20 protein-coding genes are annotated in these 19,378 nt (G+C 57.8%); 8 read left to right on the top strand and 12 right to left on the bottom strand.

What is annotated here, in order from left to right; all coding sequences use genetic code 11:
• The first annotated feature begins 93 nt into the window (after nt 1-93).
• The 3 genes from ligA to GOV79_RS22530 all read left to right on the top strand — a co-directional run bounded on the left by ligA (nt 94) and on the right by GOV79_RS22530 (nt 4,542).
• Nucleotides 94-2,220: an NAD-dependent DNA ligase LigA gene (ligA, locus tag GOV79_RS17910; RefSeq protein ID WP_170790967.1), complete on the top strand. Its 2,127-nt coding sequence runs from the start codon at nt 94-96 to the stop codon at nt 2,218-2,220.
• Nucleotides 2,217-4,307, top strand: coding sequence for an ATP-dependent DNA helicase RecG (gene recG, locus GOV79_RS17905; RefSeq protein WP_170790964.1), 2,091 nt, complete (start codon nt 2,217-2,219; stop codon nt 4,305-4,307). Before ligA ends, recG begins: the two co-directional genes overlap by 4 nt.
• A 112-nt stretch (nt 4,308-4,419) precedes the next feature.
• Nucleotides 4,420-4,542, top strand: coding sequence for a hypothetical protein (locus tag GOV79_RS22530; RefSeq protein ID WP_269150150.1), 123 nt, complete (start codon nt 4,420-4,422; stop codon nt 4,540-4,542).
• 188 nt (nt 4,543-4,730) lie between these two features.
• Here GOV79_RS22530 and GOV79_RS17900 read toward each other — a convergent pair whose 3' ends face one another.
• A complete protein-coding gene (locus GOV79_RS17900; protein ID WP_170790962.1) occupies nt 4,731-5,369 on the bottom strand; it encodes a MarC family protein in 639 nt (212 codons plus the stop codon).
• A 53-nt stretch (nt 5,370-5,422) separates the two neighbouring features.
• Nucleotides 5,423-5,875: an iron-sulfur cluster assembly scaffold protein gene (locus tag GOV79_RS17895; RefSeq protein ID WP_170769715.1), complete on the bottom strand. Its 453-nt coding sequence runs from the start codon at nt 5,873-5,875 to the stop codon at nt 5,423-5,425.
• Between the two features lie 48 nt (nt 5,876-5,923).
• On the opposite strand from GOV79_RS17895, the gene hisI reads away from it, so the two are divergent.
• The gene (hisI, locus tag GOV79_RS17890; protein ID WP_170786709.1) at nt 5,924-6,313 is read left to right on the top strand and encodes a phosphoribosyl-AMP cyclohydrolase; all 390 of its coding nucleotides are present in this window, start codon (nt 5,924-5,926) and stop codon (nt 6,311-6,313) included.
• Here hisI and gluQRS read toward each other — a convergent pair.
• The 4 genes from gluQRS to GOV79_RS17870 all read right to left on the bottom strand — a co-directional run bounded on the left by gluQRS (nt 6,299) and on the right by GOV79_RS17870 (nt 10,206).
• Entirely contained in the window at nt 6,299-7,177 is an 879-nt protein-coding gene (gene gluQRS, locus GOV79_RS17885; protein WP_170790960.1) for a tRNA glutamyl-Q(34) synthetase GluQRS, read from the bottom strand. The genes hisI and gluQRS overlap by 15 nt on opposite strands.
• On the bottom strand, nt 7,174-7,788 hold the full coding sequence (locus GOV79_RS17880) for a class I SAM-dependent DNA methyltransferase (protein ID WP_170769718.1): 615 nt from the start codon (nt 7,786-7,788) through the stop codon (nt 7,174-7,176). The genes gluQRS and GOV79_RS17880 overlap by 4 nt, the downstream gene beginning before the upstream one ends.
• 37 nt (nt 7,789-7,825) lie before the next feature.
• Nucleotides 7,826-9,166 carry a methylenetetrahydrofolate--tRNA-(uracil(54)-C(5))-methyltransferase (FADH(2)-oxidizing) TrmFO gene (trmFO, locus tag GOV79_RS17875; RefSeq protein ID WP_170790959.1) on the bottom strand — a complete coding sequence of 447 codons (1,341 nt, stop codon included), beginning with the start codon at nt 9,164-9,166 and terminating at the stop codon, nt 7,826-7,828.
• 254 nt (nt 9,167-9,420) lie between these two features.
• On the bottom strand, nt 9,421-10,206 hold the full coding sequence (locus GOV79_RS17870) for an enoyl-CoA hydratase (RefSeq protein WP_170790957.1): 786 nt from the start codon (nt 10,204-10,206) through the stop codon (nt 9,421-9,423).
• A 58-nt stretch (nt 10,207-10,264) separates the two neighbouring features.
• Between GOV79_RS17870 and GOV79_RS17865 the strand changes: the two genes are divergently transcribed.
• Nucleotides 10,265-10,708 (top strand): PaaI family thioesterase, encoded by a 444-nt coding sequence (locus GOV79_RS17865; protein WP_170769721.1) that lies wholly within the window; start codon nt 10,265-10,267, stop codon nt 10,706-10,708.
• Nucleotides 10,709-10,767: 59 nt separating this feature from the next.
• Here the strand turns inward: GOV79_RS17865 and GOV79_RS17860 are convergent, their stop codons facing one another.
• Nucleotides 10,768-10,995: a DUF1127 domain-containing protein gene (locus GOV79_RS17860; RefSeq protein ID WP_170769722.1), complete on the bottom strand. Its 228-nt coding sequence runs from the start codon at nt 10,993-10,995 to the stop codon at nt 10,768-10,770.
• 99 nt (nt 10,996-11,094) lie between these two features.
• Here GOV79_RS17860 and GOV79_RS17855 point away from each other — a divergent pair, with 99 nt between their 5' ends.
• The 3 genes from GOV79_RS17855 (at nt 11,095) to rpsI (ending at nt 13,611) form a co-directional block, all read left to right on the top strand.
• A complete protein-coding gene (locus GOV79_RS17855) occupies nt 11,095-12,498 on the top strand; it encodes an aminotransferase-like domain-containing protein (RefSeq protein WP_170790956.1) in 1,404 nt (467 codons plus the stop codon).
• Between the two features lie 162 nt (nt 12,499-12,660).
• Entirely contained in the window at nt 12,661-13,119 is a 459-nt protein-coding gene (rplM, locus tag GOV79_RS17850) for a 50S ribosomal protein L13 (RefSeq protein WP_170711488.1), read from the top strand.
• 6 nt (nt 13,120-13,125) lie between these two features.
• Complete coding sequence (gene rpsI, locus GOV79_RS17845; RefSeq protein WP_039535473.1) at nt 13,126-13,611, top strand: 30S ribosomal protein S9; 486 nt, start codon at nt 13,126-13,128, stop codon at nt 13,609-13,611.
• Between the two features lie 56 nt (nt 13,612-13,667).
• On the opposite strand, the gene GOV79_RS17840 is transcribed toward rpsI, so the two are convergent.
• The 5 genes from GOV79_RS17840 to GOV79_RS17820 are packed head-to-tail and all read right to left on the bottom strand — an operon-like array spanning nt 13,668 to nt 19,378.
• Nucleotides 13,668-14,828, bottom strand: coding sequence for an ABC transporter substrate-binding protein (locus tag GOV79_RS17840; RefSeq protein ID WP_170790955.1), 1,161 nt, complete (start codon nt 14,826-14,828; stop codon nt 13,668-13,670).
• A gap of 29 nt (nt 14,829-14,857) precedes the next feature.
• Nucleotides 14,858-16,744, bottom strand: a complete 1,887-nt coding sequence (locus GOV79_RS17835; RefSeq protein WP_170790953.1) for an AMP-dependent synthetase/ligase — start codon at nt 16,742-16,744, stop codon at nt 14,858-14,860.
• A gap of 5 nt (nt 16,745-16,749) precedes the next feature.
• Complete coding sequence (locus GOV79_RS17830; protein WP_170790951.1) at nt 16,750-17,523, bottom strand: ABC transporter ATP-binding protein; 774 nt, start codon at nt 17,521-17,523, stop codon at nt 16,750-16,752.
• A complete protein-coding gene (locus GOV79_RS17825; protein WP_170769727.1) occupies nt 17,520-18,284 on the bottom strand; it encodes an ABC transporter ATP-binding protein in 765 nt (254 codons plus the stop codon). The genes GOV79_RS17830 and GOV79_RS17825 overlap by 4 nt, the downstream gene beginning before the upstream one ends.
• Complete coding sequence (locus GOV79_RS17820; protein WP_170769728.1) at nt 18,281-19,378, bottom strand: branched-chain amino acid ABC transporter permease; 1,098 nt, start codon at nt 19,376-19,378, stop codon at nt 18,281-18,283. The genes GOV79_RS17825 and GOV79_RS17820 overlap by 4 nt, the downstream gene beginning before the upstream one ends.

The raw sequence follows: 19,378 nt of genomic DNA, 5'->3' as shown, positions 1-19,378 counted from the left end.
GGGCGGCTCCCTCACTCACTGAACAGCACATCTGGACCTGACCATGGCCTCGCCCTATCACTGAGGTCCAAGAAGACGTGACAGGGCGGGGCTATGGGCGATTCACTTCCGGTTTCAGAGCTGACAGAAGACAGCGCGCGCGCAGAACTTGCGCGGTTGGCCGAACTGCTGGCGCGGGCCAATACGCAGTATCACACGCAGGACGCGCCCGAGATTTCGGACGCGGAATATGATGATCTCAAACGTCGCAATACCGAGATCGAGAAGCGCTTTCCCCATCTGAAACGCGCAGACAGCCCATCTGACCAGGTCGGTGCCAAGCCGGGTGATGGGTTTTCAAAAGTGACCCACGCCGTACGCATGATGTCGCTGGGCAATGCGTTCGATGATGAAGATGTCGGCGACTTCACCCGTTCAATCCGAAAATATCTGGGCCTTGGCGACGATGCTCCGCTAGCGTTTACGGCTGAACCCAAGATTGACGGCCTGTCCCTGTCCTTGCGGTATAAAGACGGCCACTTGGTGCAAGCCGCAACGCGTGGAGATGGCGAGTTTGGCGAAAACGTCACCGCCAATGCACGCACCATCTCGGACATTCCGCACCGATTGGAGAATGCTCCGGCGGTGCTTGAAGTGCGGGGCGAGGTTTACATGTCGCACGCAGATTTCGATCAGTTGAACGCGCGGCAAGCGGAGGCAGGCGAGAAGACATTCGCCAACCCACGAAACGCGGCTGCAGGATCGCTACGGCAACTGGATTCGGCGATTACTCGGGCGCGACCATTGCGCTTTTTCGCTTATGCTTGGGGAGAGCTGTCCGCGCCCTTGGCTGAGACGCAAATGGGCGCCATTGAACGGCTTAAGCAGTACGGCTTTTCGACCAACCCCCTGACGGCCCTGTGTGAGACGACGCATCATATGCTGGACCACTATCGTGGGATCGAAGCCCAGAGGGCAACACTTGGCTATGACATTGATGGTGTCGTCTACAAGGTCAATGATCTTGCGTTGCAAGCGCGATTGGGGTTCCGGTCGACCACGCCACGTTGGGCGATCGCTCATAAATTCCCCGCTGAACTGGCCTGGACCCGGTTGGAGGCCATCGACATCCAGGTCGGTCGTACCGGAGCGCTCAGTCCTGTGGCTCGGCTACACCCGGTGACGGTCGGCGGTGTGGTCGTCTCGAACGCGACCCTGCACAATGAAGACTACATTGCCGGGCGCGACGCCAAAGGCGGGACCATCCGGGACGGCAAAGATATTCGCGTCGGCGACTGGGTGCAGGTCTATCGCGCAGGGGATGTGATCCCAAAAATTGCAGATGTTGATATCTCAAAACGCCCTGATGATGCGGTCGAATTCACCTTTCCGAATACCTGTCCGGAATGCCAAAGCCAGGCAATCCGCGAGGAAGGTGATGCCGTTCGGCGGTGCACGGGCGGCATCATTTGCCCCGCACAGGCCACTGAAAAACTGAAACATTTTGTCTCACGCAAGGCCTTCGACATTGAAGGTCTAGGGGCCAAACAGATCGAAATGTTCTATGACGATCCTGATCTGTCCGTCAAAACGCCCGTCGATATCTTCACGCTGCAAACGCGTGACGCGGCAAATCTGAATAAGCTGGCCAATCGCAAGGGATGGGGTGCGCAAAGCGCGGGCAACCTTTGGGCTGCGATTGACGAAAAACGCCTTATCCCGTTTGGGCGGCTGCTGTTTGCCCTTGGGATTCGCCACATGGGCGAGGCGGCCTCAAACCTGGTGGCGACCCATTACGGAGAATGGTCTGAATTTGAGCGGGCGGTGACGGCCGCCTCCGGGTTCGAAGGGCCGGAATGGGATGAATTGCTGAGCATTGACGGCATCGGCGAGGTGATGGCGCGCGCGCTTGTGTCCGCCTTCGCACAAGAGGCCGAGCGGGCGAGCATCGACGCTCTGGTCGCGCAGCTTGAAGTTCAACCAGCCAAACGGCCCGACACCGATGGCAGTCCGGTGGCCGGAAAGACCGTGGTTTTCACCGGCACGCTTGAAAAAATGACGCGGGCCGAGGCGAAAGCACGTGCCGAGGCGCTTGGGGCCAAGGTGTCAGGTTCGGTCAGCAAAAAAACCGACCTGTTGGTGGCGGGCCCCGGCGCGGGGTCGAAGGCCAAAAAGGCCGCCGAGCTTGGCATCGAAACGTTGGACGAGGATGGCTGGCTACACCTGATAGGCGCGGCATGACCGGACGACCAGAAATCCTGTTTCCCCTGTTTGCCGGGTTGGAAACGCTTGATGGGGTTGGTCCCAAGACGGCGCAGCTTTTGACCCAAAGCGGGACCGAAGCGCCGCGAGATGTCCTGTTCGGTCTGCCTTACGCCGTGATCGACCGGCGACGGCGGGACACGATCCAAGGGGCGGATTTACCCTCGACCCTGACGGTAGAGGTCACGGTCGGTGCGCATCGGCCCGCACGAAACAAGGGTGGTGCCTATCGCGTTCATGTCGAAGATGCGCAGACAGAATTTCAGCTTGTGTTTTTCCATGCCCGCGGGGACTACCTGAAAAAGGTGTTGCCGCAGGGCGATCGGCGTGTGGTTTCGGGAAAGTTGGAGCTGTTCGACGGAATGGCGCAGATGGTACACCCCGACCACATGCTGCCGGTCGAAAGCGCAGGGGATATCCCAGAATTCGAACCCGTTTATCATCTGACGCAAGGCGTGACCCAAAAAACGGCCTATAAGGCTGCGCGCAGTGCGCTTGCGCGGGCACCGAAACTGGCAGAGTGGATAGATCCGTCACAGATCGGCAGAGAGCAGTGGCCTAACTGGTTCGATGCGGTTACTGCGGCGCACAACCCCTTGGGGGCAGATGACGTGTCACCTCATGCCCCGGCGCGAGCGCGATTGGCTTATGATGAGTTCTTTGCGCATCAGGTGACTTTGGCCCTCGCGCGTCAACGGGAACGCAAGGCGCGGGGGATTGTCAGTGTGGCGACCGGGCGGTTGCAATCCAGGGTTCTGGCAGATTTGCCCTACAAACCCACCGGCGCGCAGATGCGGGCGATTGATCAGATCACCGAGGATATGGCCTCGGACGCGCGGATGAACCGCTTGCTTCAGGGCGATGTCGGCGCTGGTAAAACGCTGGTGGCTTTCATGGCTCTGTTGGTCGCGGTCGAGGCGGGCGGGCAGGGTGTCATGATGGCCCCAACCGAGATTCTGGCGCGACAGCATCTGGAAGGGTTGCGCCCCTTGGCCGAAAGCGCGGGGATCGTGCTGGAGATCCTGACCGGGCGCGATAAAGGCGCGGAGCGGCGCGCAAAGCTTGAAGCGCTACAACGGGGCAATATCCATATACTCGTCGGCACTCATGCGGTGTTCCAATCTGACGTCGCCTTCCGCGATTTGCGCCTTGCCATCGTGGATGAACAACACCGGTTCGGTGTGCGGCAAAGGATGGAGTTATCGGAAAAGGGACAGGGCGCGGATGTGTTAGTGATGACGGCGACGCCGATCCCACGCAGTCTCGCGTTGGCGCAGTATGGGGACATGGACGTTTCGGTTCTGGACGAAAAACCACCTGGGCGAAAGCCTGTGAAAACAGCGGTGATCAGCACGGAACGGATTGACGAAGTCGTCGCCCATCTGCGGCGGGCCATCGACGAGGGACGTCAGTGCTACTGGGTTTGCCCGCTGGTCGACGAATCCGAAGTGTCGGATCTGACCGCCGCAGAAGAACGGTTCAAAAGGTTGCGCGCGGTTCTGGGGGAAGGGATCGTGGGGCTGGTTCACGGTCAGATGCCGCCAGCCGACAAGGACGCCGCGATGAAAGCCTTTCAGGAAGGAAAGACAAAGGTTCTGGTCGCGACCACCGTGATTGAGGTTGGTGTAAACGTACCCAACGCTTCGATCATGGTGATCGAACGCGCCGAGATTTTTGGACTGGCGCAGTTGCATCAGCTGCGCGGTCGGGTCGGGCGGGGTGAAGCGGATTCGACTTGTCTGCTGATGTATCAACCTCCGCTAACGGACGGTGGTCGGAAACGGCTGGAGATTCTACGCGAAACCGAAGACGGATTTCGCATCTCGGAAACCGATCTTGAGATGCGCGGTGCGGGTGATTTGATCGGGACCGCCCAATCAGGCCTGCCAAAATTCAGAATAGCGGATATCGAGCGACAAGCCGGGTTGATGGCAACGGCCCAGACGGATGCGCGCGCGCTGCTGGCCAAAGACCCCAAGCTGACCTCGGATCGGGGCCGGGCAGTTCGTGTTCTTTTGTGGATGATGCGGCAGGATCAGGCGATCCGTTTAATTTCAGTGGGTTAGTCGAAAAGTTCGCGCAGGTTCACAAATGTTCTTAAAAAGTTCTTTACCGACTCGGTAAAATATGAGAACAAAAGGTCAACAAAGGATTAAAACTCTGACCGGAGGTGACCTCATGCTGACCCAGATCAAAACCGCTATCAGCCGCTCGCACGCCACTTTGCTGCAAGATGCTGCCGGTGCTGTGTCTTTGGTCGTTATCCTGATGGTTGCCCTGCACCTGCCCGGAGCGTTCTGACCCTTTCTGCCTGCGATCTCATGCCGACAACGCCGCGCTGTCATCCCCATCTCAGTCAAGGGTGACCTGCCTGTCCCAATTCCCTTGAAGGGGCCATGCCTCGGCCCCGTGCGGTATACCGGACCCCACATGAGACACGCACAACCTGCCGCCGCCCTTTCCGCCCGGAAGGTGCGGCGGTTTTTTTCTTAGAGCTGTCCGGTGCGAATAATCTCGAGCACTGCCGACAAAACTGAGTTCACAGCGACCGAAGCCAAGATCATCCCCATGATCCGGCTGATAATCGCAGCGCCCGAGTGGCCAATTAGGCGAATGATCGGCTCAGCCAGCAGCATCAATACAAACGCAATGGCGATGACCGAGATCATAACCAGGGCCGTAATCCCCTGATCCGCAATGCTATATCGGTTGTTGTCGGTCAGAATCACGATGGCCAGCATGGCGCCGGGCGAGGCCAGAGACGGCACCGCCAGTGGGAAGATCGCCGGATTGTGCTGGTGCGACGTATCTTTCTCGTCATCTTCAGCGGCGCGTTGTTCCACATCCTGTTTGCTTTCGCCAAAGATCATAGTCAGCGCAAAAAGAAACAGGATGATCCCACCTGCGACCTGAAAGGAATTGAGACCGATATCCAACGCCTCGATCAACAATTGACCGAAGACGAGGAAGAACAACAAAACTCCGGCACTGATCACCGAGGCTAACAGCGCCATTTTTCGTCGTGCTGCAGCGCCCAGTCCAGCTGTCACCGCTATGAAGACCGGAATGGTGCCGATGGGATCAATGACGACCCACAGCGTTACAAAATGTTCAAGCAGATTGTTCACCGCGCCCCCTGCATTTCCAAAAGGTTAGACCGGATGCGCGAAAAACGCCATGTTTAGGCGCAGTTGGCTTGCTCGGCCTGTTCCATTGCTTCAGCGGTCGCATCCAAAGCCAACAGGATCGACGCGTGCCGGTTTTTGTAGTCACGCGCAGGCATCAGCACCTCAAGCCCGTCAAACGGTGCATCGGGGGCAGGGCCGTCCTTCTTAAGCATGGCCGCCAGTTGATCCCGCGCGGCTTCGACCTGAGCACGGGTGGCACCGATCACCGCTCCGCCAACAACAGCGGCCGAGGCCTGACCCAAAGCACAGGCTTTCACATCCTGCCCAAACTCTGAAATCCGACCGTCCGTCAGCTTGACATCCACAGTCACCGTCGACCCACACAAGGGCGAGCGTTTCTTCACCGTCGCGTCGGGATCGCTCAGGCGGTCCAGATGCGGAATATCCGCCGCCAGCGCCAGAATACGGCCGGAATACAGCTTGATCAGATCATTGTCGCCGGACATGGCTTTCCCTCGGTTCGTGTTCCCCATACATAGTAAGCATCCACCCGGATGCAAAAGGTTTTTACGATGACGACCCCTGCGACTTTTGACCCATTGACCCTGACGTTCAACGAGGCTGGGCTGATCCCGGCCATCGCACAGGACGCAGACAGCAACGAAGTGCTAATGATGGCGTGGATGAACGCAGATGCCATCCGTAAAACGTTGCAGACCGGCCGGGTGACGTATTGGTCCCGGTCCCGACAATCCTTTTGGACAAAGGGCGAAAGCTCGGGCCACGTACAAGAGTTGGTCGACTTCCGCGTGGATTGCGACCGAGATTGCCTGTTGGTGATTGTTCGGCAAACAGGACCGGCCTGCCATACGAACCGGCGTAGCTGTTTCTACACCGCTGTGCGCGACGGTGACGAAACAGAACTGATGTCACCGATGGTCTAACCCGATCATAGCGCGGATATCGGCGGGCGAAACGCCCTCGTCGCGGTATTTCGAGATGGCGCGCGCATCGTCGCGTTTGGCCAATCTCTTGCCGGCATCATCGCGGATCAGTTTGTGGTGGTGGTAGATGGGCTGGGGAAGATCCAGAAGCGCCTGCAGAACCACATGAATGCGGGTGGCGTCGAACAAATCCTGCCCACGGACCACATGCGTCACATTCTGCGCGGCATCGTCCAGCACTACCGACAGGTGGTACGACGTGCCCATATCTCGCCGGGACAGCACGACATCTCCGATTGTGTCGGTCAGTTCCCGATCCGAGAAGAAGACACAGCCCGTGCTTCCACATGGTCCGCAACCGGTTTCAAAGAACTGAAATTCATTCGTGACCTTAACAGTTTGCGCGGCTTTCTGCATGTCCAGACGAAGCGGAATATCGCGTGGCACCGGACCTGAGCGATCTGCTTTCTCGCGGCACGTACCGGGATAAACGATACCGTCTGGTCCCAGCAAAGGCGCGCCTTCTTGTGGTGCGCTGGCCGCCGCGGCAATATCGCGCCGGTTGCAGGTGCAGGGATACAGAAGGCCGCGTGACCACAATTGCTGCAACGCGATCTCATATACCTCCATCCGCGTCGACTGCCGAAGGACGGGTTCGGGCCATGTCAAACCCAACCATGATAGGTCGTCGTAAATCTGCTCTTCCCAATGTGAACGAGCGCGGGTGCGGTCAATGTCTTCGATCCTCAGCAAGAACTGACCTTCGTGCTGCCGCGCCAAGTCGCTGGCCAGCAAAGCCGAATAAGCGTGACCAAGATGAAGAGGGCCGGTTGGGGATGGCGCAAACCGAGTGGTGAAAATCACGCTTTTTCAACAATGTAGACGTCAGATTTCAGGTCCATACCCGGCAGGTGCGGACCGTATTCCCGAAAAAGCAGCCGGGCGGCCCCGATATCAAGCCAATCGTTCAATCGACAGGTGTAGCTGTAATCCTTAAGCGTGTGATCATTAAATGAAAACGCCAACAATCCACCCTTGGGCAGCGCCTTCATCAGCATGTCGAAAGTCTCAGGAGGTGCCGCTCCGACGCTGATAACACCGATGGCTGCAATCGCCTTATAGGCCCCTGCGTTAACCGGATTGGGATTGGAAATCTCGAATGAGGACAACTGCCGGTAAACGCCTTTGGATTCGGCCTCTTCCAGCATTCTGGGTGTGGGATCTATGCCGTCGATAACTTCGAACCCGGCGGTCCGCAGCGCCTGACCAGACAGCCCGGTGCCGCAGCCATAGTCAAGGATCGGCGTCTGAGGTTCGGGGAGTTTCGACCACAGCGCCTCGGCCACACGGGTTGGGGTAATATAGCCGTGCGATGCGACCTCGCTATCGTATGAGGATGCCCATTTCTGATAGTGGTCGCGGGTTGCCTCGGGAGTGTCCAGCCCGTAGACGTCTTTCATGTATTCGTCGCTCATGCCCCCATGTTAGGCCGGTACGGCGCGTTGCGTCCAGTCAGCAATGCGCCAGCCAGTCTGACCACGCCGCCTTGGCCCGATCTGTATAGGCCTTGTAGCGGTCCTTGCGGCCACGTCTGCCACCTTTCAGCCCATCGACCGGGCGGAACAGGCCGAAATTCACATTCATCGGCTGAAAGGTCTTGGCCTCAGCACCGCCTGTGATGTGATGGATCAGTGCGCCCATGGCGCTGTCTTGCGGCACATTTGGCAACTCTTTCCCCAGAATCTGCGCCGCAGCCAGCCGCCCGGCCAGCAGGCCCATAGCGGCGCTTTCGACATAGCCCTCGACCCCGGTGATTTGCCCGGCAAAACGAATGTTGGGTCTAGACTTCAACCGCATCTGTGCGTCCAGAAGGGTTGGAGAGTTAATGAACGTATTGCGGTGAATCCCGCCCAGCCGCGCGAAACTTGCATTCTCCAGCCCCGGAATCATACGGAAAACATCCGTTTGCGCGCCGTATTTCATCTTGGTCTGAAAGCCCACGATATTGAATAGCGTGCCCAATGCATTGTCGCGGCGCAGTTGCACAACGGCATGAGGCTTCACATCGGGCTGGTGCGGATTGGTGAGGCCAACGGGTTTCATCGGACCATGGCGCAGGGTTTCACGACCGCGTTCCGACATCACCTCGATCGGGAGGCAGCCATCGAAATACCCGGCGGTTTCGCCTTCGTGGAACTCGGTCTTGTCAGCAGCCAACAAGGCATCAATGAATGCCTCGTACTGGTCGCGGTCCATCGGGCAGTTCAAATAAGCGGTGCGCTCTTCCTCGGTCTCGCCCTTGTCATAGCGCGACTGCATCCAGGCCTGGCTCATGTCGATGCTGTCGGCATAGACGATGGGTGCAATTGCATCGAAAAAGGCGAGCGAGTCGGTGCTGGTTTCCGCCCGGATCGCCTCACCCAGCGCAGCCGAAGTCAGTGGCCCGGTTGCAAAAATCCATTGGCCGTCATCGGGCAGGGTGGTTACTTCCTCCTCGGACACCTCGACTCGTGGATGGGCCCGTAGCTTGGCTGTCACGGATTCGGCAAAGGGATCACGATCCACCGCCAGGGCGCCGCCTGCCGGCAGCCGATGGGCATCAGCGGTTGTCATAATCAACCCGTTCGCGGCGCGCATCTCCCAATGCAGCAAGCCAACGGCGTTCTGTTCATCATCATCCGAACGGAAGGAGTTCGAGCAAACCATCTCGGCCAGGTTACCGGTCTGGTGCGCAAAGGTGCCCACTTTGGGCCGCATTTCGTGGATCACAACATCCACGCCCATTTCCGCCGCCTGCCAGGCAGCCTCGGACCCGGCCATGCCGCCGCCCACGATATGCAGTTTCTGTGTCATGCGCAGCCACATAGGGCAGAGCGCGCGCCAACGCAAACACCTGTTGGGTCAGATTGTCTGAAGAAGGGAAATTTTGGGGTCGCCGCTGCGGGAATGTCAACGCCGGTGAGAGAGACCAGCTGGAGGGACCTTCCGCCTACGGCGACCCAAAATCGGTTTTCAGGCCATAGCCTTGTCTCAGCATTGCCACAGTGTCGCCGTTTTGAAAAGTCCCAAAATGCGGAATCGGGCAGAATTCCCAAGAAACAATTGCGTTATTGTTCCCAATTTGGCGTTCTTTTTTCGATAAATGCAGAGATTCCTTCCTCGGTATCCCGGTGCATCATGTTCTGCGCCATCACTTCGCCGGTATGTGCGTAGGCTTGTTCAATGGGCATATCGAGCTGCTGATAGAACGCTTCCTTACCGATTTTCACTGCCGATCCCAACTTTTCCGCCAGTTGTTCCGCAAGGGATTGTGCCTCATGCTCCAGCAGCATTTCCGGCACGGCCCGGTTGATCAGCCCCAGTTCTGCCGCACGTTCAGCCGTTATGAAATCGCCTGTGGTCAGCATTTCAAACGCTTGTTTTCGGGGAATATTGCGGCTGAGCGCAACCATGGGTGTCGAACAAAACAGACCGATATTCACGCCATTGACGCCGAACCGCGTCGTCTCTGCCGCCACGGCCAGATCGCAAGTGGCAACCAGCTGGCATCCAGCGGCCGTCGCGATGCCATGAACCTGAGCGATGACAGGTTGAGGCAAGGACTGAATTGTCAGCATCATCTGTGCGCATCTGCTGAACAAGTCCTGGAAATAGGCCTTGCCCCCATCTTCGCTTTGACGCCCCGCTGTCATCTGCTTCAGATCGTGGCCCGCGCAAAAGGCTTTGCCCGAGCCCGACAAGACCACCGCGCGGATAGTCCGGTCGTCGCGCAGGGCATCAAACTCGGTTTGCAGCGCCGCCAGCATTTCGTCGCTGAGGGCATTCAGACGTTCCGGCGCATTCATCGTCAACCTTGCGACCGCTCCGGCGTCGCTGCGTTCCAGAATTCCCATCTTGCCCTCCGATCTGATGTGAGGCCAACTCTAGGTCGGCAAATCGAGGAGGGGAAGCATGTCATTGGCCTTAGACCGGGAAGAATTGACTGCCTATATGAAACAGGTCTTTCCGCAGGTGCATCGGGATTTCGTGGTTGAAGACTTGACCGAGGACACGATCACCATGCGGTTGGTGGTCGAAGACCGGCACTTGCGGCCGGGCGGTACGGTTTCAGGGCCGTCCATGTTCGGTCTGGCCGATGTCTGTGTCTACGCGATCATTCTTGCGCGCAAGGGCCGACAATCTCTGGCCGTCACAACTGGCTGCTCGATGGACTTCATGCGCAAACCCGATGGAGACCAAGACATGATCGCACGCTGCACCCTGTTGAAGCTGGGAAAGGCTTTAGCCGTAGGTGATGTGCTGATGTATTCGGAAGGCTCTGACAAACCCGTTGCACGTGCCACGATGACCTATTCGCTGCCGCCCGAAGGGTCTGCCGCCGCGGCATTCGGATAAAAAATGGCCGGGACGAGCCCGGCCAAGGAAGAGGTCCCAATAAAGGGACTGGGGATATCTTACCCGTGCCAGAACGGGCGTTCGATTTCGCGGTTGGCCTGATCTCGGGTCAACCCGACATCACGCAGCAACCGATCATCCAGCTTCGACAAATTGACTCTGCTGCGGCGCTGTCGCTCCCACTTTGTGACAGTCGCCGCAAACCGCACGGCCAGCGATGCGATCAGCGGCAGCCGAGGGCTGTCGTTCAGCAGCAAAAGGGCGGGGGTGTGCATTGCGCGTGTCATCTTGGGTATCCTTTCAAATTGTATTGACACAAACGTAATATGTTCGGTATATGTGATTGATACATTCGACATTGTGTCAAAATCAAAGGAAGAATTGTAATGGATACAATTTGGCCGGAGTCTCTACCGAAATCCAAGGGACCTAAGTATACACTTGTGGCCGATACAATTCGAAAAGCTATTGATAATAAATTATTGGAGGTCGGAACTAAGCTGCCTCCGGTACGAGAACTGGCGTATCGGTTACAAATTACGCCGGGCACCGTTGCGCGTGCGTACACGATTCTTACGGATGAGGGATTGTTACAAGCTGAGGTGGGGCGTGGTACATTCGTGGCCCCGCCGAAATCGCCGATTCTGGATGATGTCTGGGCGCGGCAGTTGCATCTGCGCGACGACAAGTACAATGCCAGCGTCAGCCTGTTTAGCCCGCGACTGGCGGATGTAGGGCAGGTGGCGCTGATCCGGGAGTGTTTGCAAAAAGTGTCGCAATCCGATCCGGGGCTGTTTCTGAACTATCCGACCCGCGACGCCTATATACCGATGCGCCAGGCCGTAGTTAACTGGCTATCCGATCTGCCATTGGGGCCGTTGTCGCATAACGATATTGTACTGACACATGGCGGGCAGAACGGATTGTGCCTTGTGTTTCAAACCATTCTGCGTGGTCCCAAACCTTTGGTCCTGGTCGAGGACCTGTCCTATGCCGGGTTCCGCCGCGCCGGAGAGCTGATGCGGGCCGAGGTGGTCGGTGTGAAGATGGACAAATGGGGCATTGACCCCGACGCGATGGAGCACGTCCTACGTCAAAACCCAGCGCAGGCTGTCTGCGTTTCTCCGGAAGTTCAGAACCCGACTGGCGCGCATACCCCCCTGGAGCGACGCAAAGAAGTTGTCGAGGTCGCCCGTCGCTTTGACCTGCAAATCATCGAGGATGATTGCTACCGAATGGGCGACGCACGCGAGCCCAGCTACCGCGCCCTGGCCCCCGAGCGTGGATGGCACGTGTCGTCCATTTCCAAAACTTTGACGCCTGCGCTGCGAGTGGGCTTTGCGATTGCCCCGCGTGAGCGCAGTGTCGATCTGCGGAGGTCGGCGGAATACGGGTATTTCGGATTGGCGCAACCGCTGGCGGAACTGACCCGGCTCATGCTGTCCGACCCGCGCACCCGGCGAATTGCCCGCGATGTACGCGAGAAGATGGGGGAATATGTGCGCGTGGCTGTAAATTCTTTGGGTGGGTTTGACCTGAACTGGGCGCCTGATGTGCCGTTTGTCTGGCTTAACTTGCCCTCGGGCTGGCGTGCTGCTGCATTTAGCCGGGCGGCTGAGCGGGAAGGGATCCAACTGCGATCCGCCGATGAGTTCGCCTTGCGCGATGGACGCGCGCCGAATGCAGTGCGCATTGCGATGAACGGGCATGTCTCGCTGGAACGGTTCGAAGATGCAATGCAGCGCCTGCGCAATCTGTTGGACAACCCGCCCGAGCAAATCAGCGTTTAAATTGGGGTAAAATAATACCTATTTTATAAGTCACTGTTTTTACTGCATTTAAAAGAGATTACTGCAGTTGACCTGCGCAACGCTCCCCTCTAAATACGCTCCATCGAATTCGGGCCGCTCCACACGGGGGCGGTCTTTCACATCAAACAGGACTATCCTGCCATGAAAACCTTTTCTGCAACACCTGCAGACATCGACAAGAAATGGATCCTGATCGACGCCGAGGGCGTTGTTCTGGGTCGTCTTGCTTCGATCGTCGCCATGCGCCTGCGTGGCAAGCACAAAGCGTCGTTCACCCCGAACATGGACATGGGCGACAATGTTATCGTGATCAACGCTGACAAAATCCAGATGACCGGCAAGAAGCGCGAAGAGAACTTCTACTGGCACACTGGCCACCCGGGCGGCATCAAGTCGCGCACCAAACAGCAGATTCTGGAAGGTGCACATCCTGAACGCGTTGTCGTTCAGGCCGTCAAGCGTATGCTGCCGGGCAACCGCCTGGCGCGCAAGCAGATGACCAACCTGCGCGTTTACGCCGGTGGCGATCATCCCCATGAGGCGCAAGCGCCCGAAGTTCTGGACGTTAAGTCCATGAACAAGAAAAACACCCGGAGCTAATGACCGATGGCTGATCAGATCAATACTCTCGAAGAGCTGAGCGCCGTCGCAGGCGTTGAAACCGTGGCCGAAGAAGTCATCGTGCGTGAACCCGTGCGCGACGAGCTGGGCCGTTCCTACGCCACCGGCAAGCGTAAAGACGCTGTTGCACGCGTTTGGATCAAGCCGGGTTCCGGCAAAGTCACCGTGAACGGCAAGGACCAGGACAAGTACTTTGCTCGTCCCGTTCTGCAGCTGATCCTGCGCCAGCCGTTCCAGGTTGCCGGTGTAGAAGGTGAGTTCGACGTTGTTGCGACCGTAAAAGGCGGTGGCCTGACCGGTCAGGCCGGTGCGGTCAAGCACGGCATCTCGAAAGCGCTGCAGCTCTATGATCCCTCGCTGCGTGGCGCGCTGAAAGCCGCTGGCTTCCTGACCCGCGACAGCCGCGTTGTGGAACGTAAGAAATACGGTAAGCGCAAAGCGCGTCGTTCGTTCCAGTTCTCGAAGCGTTAATCGCCACGGACACCGAATTGGAAAGGGCTCGCCTCGGCGAGCCCTTTTTCTTTGGTTTATTCTTCGTAGACCAGTTTCCAGGCCCCATCTTCGACAACGCTGACAAAGACAGTATCCGCGCCCTGATGGTCGTCTGGACCATAGGTGATCTGGTTTCCGACCAGATCATCCTTGTAGTTCAGGGACTCCATCGCCGCGATAAAGCTGTCATGGGTCAGATCAGGGCCTGCAGCCTCTAACGCTTTGACCATCATCTCGGCGGCCGAATAGCCCAGCATCGAGAAACCGACAGGGTCTTCGCCTGTGGCCTCCTTGTATTCGGCGATGAATGCGGCCGGGGCAGGCTCTTCCGCGCGCGCCCAGAGGTCCAGCCAGGAGGCCGCTGCATAGAACCCATCGGTTACGCCACCGGGTACTTGCGCAACCACGGTCAGGAAACTGGCCGAAGTACCAAGGAACTTCATATCCGCTAGCCCCATCTTTTTGGCCGTGCCAACCACTGTGATGGCCTGCCGCACTCCCAAAGCCATTGTGACGATATCGCAGCCTTCCTCCTTGAGCTTGCTTAGAGAGCCGACGAAATCCGTCTCATCCGGTTTGTGCGTTGTTTCAGCTACAAATGCGATACCGGCCTCTTCCGCCCCTGCTTTGCTGCCTTCCAGAATTTCTTCGCCGAAATCGGTGGGCAGGTACATGGTGCACACGGATTGTGATCCGAATTCGCCGTTCAGATATTTCACCCCTATCCGGGCCTGATCAAAATAAGTCGAGAACGAGGTAAACTTATTCTTCATCGGCTCTTGCAGCATTTGCCGTGCGGCTGTCAGAGGCGCAACGTTGGGAATACCTTTCGGGTCCAGCAGTTTGAATCCGGCCACGTTCATCGGCGTGCCCAGTGACTGCAGCATGGCAAACACCTTGTCACGGTTCAGCAGCTTGTTATAGCCCTGCATCGCGCGCGGCATCTGATAGCCGTTATCCTCAACCACGAAACGGATTTTGCGCCCGTGCACGCCGCCTTCGGCATTCACGCGGTCAAACACTACATTTGCGCCCTTGGTGGCCGGAACTCCGACGGCAGCGAAAATACCGCTCAGATCGTTGACCGAGCCGATGACGATCTCATCATCGCTCACACCTTGTGTCTCAGCACCTGCAACAGTTGCCGCAGCCGTCAAAGCGGTGGCGGTGGCCAGCCGTTTGATCACGTTCCTCATGTTTCTCCTCCCTTTGGGTAAACCCTTATCTAATTGTACATATCTTCAATGAGATCTGCGTGTTTCTTTTCCACAAAGCTGCGTTTCAGCTTCATAGTGGCCGTCAGCTCTTCGTCATCGGCGGTCAGCAACACGTTTATCAGGCGGAAATCCTTAATCTGTTCGACCCGCGCAAATTCCTTGTTTACCGCGTCGACTTCTGCCCCGATCTGATCGCGTACCTCAGGCGCGGCACAGAGTGACGCGAAGTTCGAAAACGGAACTTTGCGGTCCTGCGCAAACTTCTCGACGTTCTCCTGGTCGATCATTATCAGCGCCGTCAGAAACTTGCGTTGGTCGCCGATTATTACAGCGTCCGAGATATAGGGGCTAAATTTCAAGCGGCTTTCGATCTCGGCCGGGGTGATGTTCTTGCCGCCCGCCGTGATGATGATATCTTTCAGTCGCCCGGTGATTGTCACATAGCCGTCACCGTCGATCTGCCCCATATCGCCTGTGCGCAGCCAGCCATCGGCGGTGAAGGTCTCGGCGGTTTTGGCATTGTTGCGCCAATAGCCCTGAAAAACATTCAAACCTTTGATCTGAATTTCACCGTCATCTGCAATACGCACATCATTGCCCGGCACCGCGCGGCCAATGGTGCCGATTTTGTTGTGCTCTGTCGTGTTCAGCGTCGCCAGTCCCGAGGTTTCGGTCATCCCGAACCCTTCGACAATGGGCACCCCGATGGACCAGTACCATTTCAGAAGGTTAGCCGAGATGGGCGCCGCTCCGGTGCCGCCACGCCGCATCCGGTCTAGCCCCAGCATCCGCCGCAGATTGCGCAGAACCAAACGGTCCCACAGCCAGAACTGCGCGCTCACAGCGGCGGGCACCGGCTTTCCGGCCAGGATATACTCGGCCCGCGCCATACCCGCTTTCACGGCCATCCCAAAGGCGGCGCGCCCTGCGGGGGTGGCGTCCTGCGCCAGAATCTGAACCTGAGAATAGATCTTCTCCCACACCCGCGGGACGGCGGTAAAGGTGCTGGGCGAGACCTCTTGCAGGTTCGCAAACACGGTTTCGGGGCTTTCGGCGAAATTCACCACGCATTTCGACGCAAGCGGCAGGTAAACCGATACATCACGTTCCAGGATATGGCACAGCGGCAGAAAGCAAAGCTGCTCATCCGTTTCCAGCGAGGGCAGGGCGTGCGCACCGCATTCAATCGCGGCCAGGATGTTCTCGTGACTCAGCATCGCGCCCTTAGGCGCCCCAGTGGTGCCCGAGGTGTAGACCAACAGAGCCGTGTCCTGCGGCGAGGCCAGGGCGATCTCGGCTTCGAACCGGTCAGGCTCTTCGGCTTCAGCCCGTCGTCCGATGTCATACAGATCGCCAATCATCAAGCAGCGGTCGTGGCTCAGATCATGCAGGCCCTCATCCTCGAGGATGATGACGTTCAGCAGACCGGGAAGCTCGGTTTCGACCTCGAAGAACTTGTCCAACTGTTCTTCGTTCTCGACCACAAGAAAGCGGCTGTCGCTGTCATTCACAAGGTATTTCAATTGTTTGGCAGAATCGGTGGTGTAGATGCCCGAAGCAATGCCGCCCACACATTGGATGCCCATATCGAACCACGCCCATTCCTTGCGGTCCTCGGACAGGATTGAGACAACCTCGCCCCGTTGCAGCCCCAGCTTCCGTAAGGCCAGCCCGATCCACTTGGCATGTTGCCAGTAATCGGCCCAGGAATAGGACTTCCATATGCCGAAATCCTTTTCCCGATGTGCAGTGCGGTCGCCCAAATCGGCGCAGCGTTTCTGAAACAACCCGCAGATCGTCATGCATTCATCCACCAGCACGGGGCGTTGGCCGGGGGTAGCGTTGAACTGGATGCCGTTGATCTTGGTCTGAGGGGGCAGGGTGCTGATATTCATGCCGCTTACCTCCAGGTTTTCTTGCGTTTCCAGCGGCGGTTTTCCCGCGCGCCGTCTTCCTGCACGCCCAGATAAAAATTCTGGATGTCCTCGGATTGCATCAACACATCTGCCGTCCCGTCCATGACGATACGGCCGACTTCCATCACATAGCCATGATGGGCCAGTTCCAGCGCGGCATTGGCGTTCTGTTCGACCAGCATCATGGTCATGTTCTGTTCGTCATTCAGGCGTTTGAGGATGCCGAAAATCTCCTGCACCAGCAGCGGTGACAGACCCAGCGAGGGCTCGTCCAGCAGCATGATCTTAGGGTTCGCCATCAGCCCGCGCCCGATGGCCAGCATTTGCTGCTGTCCGCCCGACAGGGTTCCGGCCTCTTGATTGCGGCGCTCTTTCAGGATCGGAAAGTAAGAGAACACCAGCTCGCGGTCATGGTCGATCTGCCCCTTGTCGGTCGCCGTATAGGCCCCGAGGCTGAGGTTTTCGTCCACGGTCATCAGGGGGAACACCTCGCGCCCTTCGGGGACATGGACGATGCCTTTTTGCACGACCTTATGCGGCTCGGACCCTTGGATTTCATCGCCATCAAAGTTGATCTTGCCTTTTTCGGGGTCCATCACCCCGGACACAGTCTTCATCAGCGTAGTCTTGCCTGCGCCGTTTGCGCCCAGGATCGATACGATCTGCCCCGGATGCACATCCAGCGACACGCCGCGAATGGCCATGATCGGGCCGTAGAAGCTTTCGACATTGCGGATGGTCAGGATGGGCGCGCTCATGAGGCCTTCCCCAAATAGGCCTCGACCACAGCCGGGTGGGATTGCACCTCGGCCGGTGTTCCCAGCGCCAGCATCGCACCATCAGCCATCGCCAACACGCGGTCAGACACGCCTGAGACCAGCCCCATGTCATGTTCGACCATCAGCACCGTAATCCCCATCTGCCTGCGGATATCGTCGATCCACCAGCGCAGATCCGACGTCTCCTCGACCGACAGGCCGGATGCAGGTTCGTCCAGCAACAACAGTTTGGGTTCCGTGGCCAGTGCACGGGCAACCTCGACCACTTTGCGGACGCCGTAAGGCAGGCCAGAGATCATCTTGTCGCGGTAGGCCTGCAGGTCGAGGAAATCTATGATCTCTTCGACCTTTTCGCGGTTTTCCAGCTCTTGCCGCCGGGCCGAGGGCAGGAACAGAACCTCTGATATCAGGTTTGTTTTTCGATGGCGGTGCCGTCCGACCAGCAGGTTCTGCAACACGGTGGCATGTTCGAACAGTTCGATATTCTGGAACGTCCGCGCCACGCCATAGGCTGCCACGCCAGAGGGTTTGACCTGCAGCAAATCATGTCCGTCAAACCGAATAGAGCCCGCAAACGGGTCGTAGAAGCGTGAGATCAGGTTGAATACCGTCGACTTACCCGCGCCGTTGGGGCCGACAATAGCAAAGACCTCGCCTTCTTCGACCGAAAAGGACAAGTCATTCACCGCCGTGAGGCCACCGAATTTCAGGGTGACGTTCTGGAACGCGAGCAGGCTCATCTCAGGCGCTCCGTCTTGAGGTAGGATTTCTGACGCTTGAACATGTCCTTGCGGTAGAACGGGAAAAGCTCGAACCACGTGCGTATTTTCAGCCATCGGCCATACATGCCCATCGGTTCAAACAGGATGAAGGCAATTAGGATCATGCCGAAGATGCCGAATTCCAGCCCCGGAATGGCGACGGTATTGCCGCCGAACAGGGCACCCACATATTCCTTTGAAATCGACAAGAATTGCGGCAGGAACCCCACGATGATCGCGCCCAGAAACGCACCGTGGATCGAGCCGAGCCCGCCGATCACGATCATCATCAGCAACTGGATCGAGATCACGACACTGAACGTCTCGTTGTTGAACGCGCCCGAGAACATCCCCATCAGCGCACCCGCCCATCCGGTGACGGCACAGGACAAAGCGAAAGATATCATCTTGGTGCGCGCGATATCGACACCCATCGCCTGCGCCGAAACCTCGGAATCGCGCACGGCGATGAAACTGCGTCCCAAAGGCGCGCGCAGCAAGTTAATAAAACCCAGCGTCACCAGAACGGCGACCACCAGCACCAGCCAGAAGAAATGTACCGGAGTGCCCCAGCGGTCGATCGTCAGGCCAAAGATGTCGACGCCTCCGATGAACTTGCCACCAACGCCGCCGGTGATCGGCTCGGCCAAGACGATGACATCATCCATCAGGATGGACAGGGCCATGGTAAAGATTGCCAGATAAATGCCATGCAACCGCAGGGCAGGGATCGCGACAGTCACGCCCGCAATACCGGTCAGGATACCAGCCAGCGGAAAGGCGATCAGGAAGGGCACGCCCGCCTCAAGCAGGATGACGTTAGCATAGCACCCAAAGGCCAGGAAAGCCGCGTGACCCAGACTGACTTGCCCCGTGTGGCCTGTCAGAACCATCAGGCCCAGACCTGCGATGGCCCAGATCAGGACGTTTGTCAGTTCACCCAGATAGAAATCGTCCAACCACCACGGGGCCGCAGCCACCACCGCCAGTAGGATCAGATAAAGGACCAATTGATGGCCATCTTTCCATGGCCGGATATCCTGCATGTAGTCAGTTTTGAATACAATCCGCAT

This window comes from Ruegeria lacuscaerulensis, assembly GCF_013034745.1.
Classification (GTDB): Bacteria; Pseudomonadota; Alphaproteobacteria; order Rhodobacterales; family Rhodobacteraceae; genus Ruegeria; species Ruegeria lacuscaerulensis_B.
The sequence above is the reverse complement of the archived record's forward strand: the minus strand, read 5'-3'. Positions and strand labels throughout refer to the sequence as shown.

Bases quoted from the DNA above. Each gene is read 5' to 3' on its own strand.
- trmFO (WP_170790959.1), bottom strand. From the start codon at position 9,166: ATGACACAGAAACTGCATATCGTGGGCGGCGGCATGGCCGGGTCCGAG.
- rplM (WP_170711488.1), top strand. From the start codon at position 12,661: ATGAAAACCTTTTCTGCAACACCTGCAGACATCGACAAGAAATGGATC.
- GOV79_RS17840 (WP_170790955.1), bottom strand. From the start codon at position 14,828: ATGAGGAACGTGATCAAACGGCTGGCCACCGCCACCGCTTTGACGGCT.
- GOV79_RS17820 (WP_170769728.1), bottom strand. From the start codon at position 19,378: ATGCGGATTGTATTCAAAACTGACTACATGCAGGATATCCGGCCATGG.
- GOV79_RS17865 (WP_170769721.1), top strand. From the start codon at position 10,265: ATGTCATTGGCCTTAGACCGGGAAGAATTGACTGCCTATATGAAACAG.
- GOV79_RS17870 (WP_170790957.1), bottom strand. From the start codon at position 10,206: ATGGGAATTCTGGAACGCAGCGACGCCGGAGCGGTCGCAAGGTTGACG.
- ligA (WP_170790967.1), top strand. From the start codon at position 94: ATGGGCGATTCACTTCCGGTTTCAGAGCTGACAGAAGACAGCGCGCGC.
- GOV79_RS17830 (WP_170790951.1), bottom strand. From the start codon at position 17,523: ATGAGCGCGCCCATCCTGACCATCCGCAATGTCGAAAGCTTCTACGGC.
- GOV79_RS22530 (WP_269150150.1), top strand. From the start codon at position 4,420: ATGCTGACCCAGATCAAAACCGCTATCAGCCGCTCGCACGCCACTTTG.
- recG (WP_170790964.1), top strand. From the start codon at position 2,217: ATGACCGGACGACCAGAAATCCTGTTTCCCCTGTTTGCCGGGTTGGAA.
- GOV79_RS17855 (WP_170790956.1), top strand. From the start codon at position 11,095: ATGGATACAATTTGGCCGGAGTCTCTACCGAAATCCAAGGGACCTAAG.
- rpsI (WP_039535473.1), top strand. From the start codon at position 13,126: ATGGCTGATCAGATCAATACTCTCGAAGAGCTGAGCGCCGTCGCAGGC.
- GOV79_RS17880 (WP_170769718.1), bottom strand. From the start codon at position 7,788: ATGAGCGACGAATACATGAAAGACGTCTACGGGCTGGACACTCCCGAG.
- hisI (WP_170786709.1), top strand. From the start codon at position 5,924: ATGCAAAAGGTTTTTACGATGACGACCCCTGCGACTTTTGACCCATTG.
- GOV79_RS17860 (WP_170769722.1), bottom strand. From the start codon at position 10,995: ATGACACGCGCAATGCACACCCCCGCCCTTTTGCTGCTGAACGACAGC.
- GOV79_RS17825 (WP_170769727.1), bottom strand. From the start codon at position 18,284: ATGAGCCTGCTCGCGTTCCAGAACGTCACCCTGAAATTCGGTGGCCTC.
- GOV79_RS17835 (WP_170790953.1), bottom strand. From the start codon at position 16,744: ATGAATATCAGCACCCTGCCCCCTCAGACCAAGATCAACGGCATCCAG.
- GOV79_RS17895 (WP_170769715.1), bottom strand. From the start codon at position 5,875: ATGTCCGGCGACAATGATCTGATCAAGCTGTATTCCGGCCGTATTCTG.